This window comes from Vibrio sp. D173a (assembly GCF_030248475.1).
On the sequence record NZ_JAHGAH010001348.1, the window covers coordinates 1 to 722 of the forward strand.

Genomic DNA, 722 nt, shown 5'->3' on the forward strand with positions numbered 1-722 from the left:
CTTCTCAGGCTGAGTCGGAAGCAGTATTTCAACATCCGCAAGCGCTACGGGTTTGTCAGAGAGACTATGCTGTGCGAAAAGATCACCTTTGATGGGCGTAATAGTCTCGCCCTTGAGCTGACCGTAACTCACTTGGTCTTGATATTGGTAACGTACAAAGTGCTCGACATTCGCCCACGCGCTCAATGAGCAGCTAGCAGCTATAAATGCGCCAATCCATTTCATTCAATCATCCTTAATCTCTTAACTGAGTTAGTCGTATCGATAACTTAATGATCAGTATAGAAATTACTGGCTGGTTTGCTGTGTCGAACAAATAATAATTATGCGAAACGTGCTCTCAACACCGTTGCATAGGAAAAAACAGGACATTTATTTTGAAAATAATCGAAATAGTGCTTGAAAATTAAAAAACGAGGCGTATATTACTCCACCTGGCTCAAAACATGAGCTGTTAACGCAACATCCCAGTCCAAGTTCCCACAAAGACAGTTCACGATACATCGTTACACCATCTTCTGCGTCAGCTTTACTTCGATAGTCATTCAATAGCGTCATTTTTTGTCCCAACACCCCATTTGGTTTTGCACTACGGATCCATTGATCGCCGCAAAGCTATCTGGTTAATCTCAATATTATTGTAATAAACACGAGGCGCATTATGTCTAAAAGAACAACACGACAAATCCATTGGTACCAACTATCACGCGAGAAATCGCTCA

Annotated in this window: 1 protein-coding gene; it reads right to left on the minus strand. The window is 41.8% G+C overall.

Annotation, left to right across the window (positions count from 1 at the left end; translation table 11 throughout):
- A partial coding sequence (locus tag KIV40_RS33285) for a DUF2437 domain-containing protein (RefSeq protein ID WP_285353671.1) occupies positions 1-225 on the minus strand: 225 nt, incomplete at its 3' end.
- Positions 226-722 lie beyond the last annotated feature (497 nt).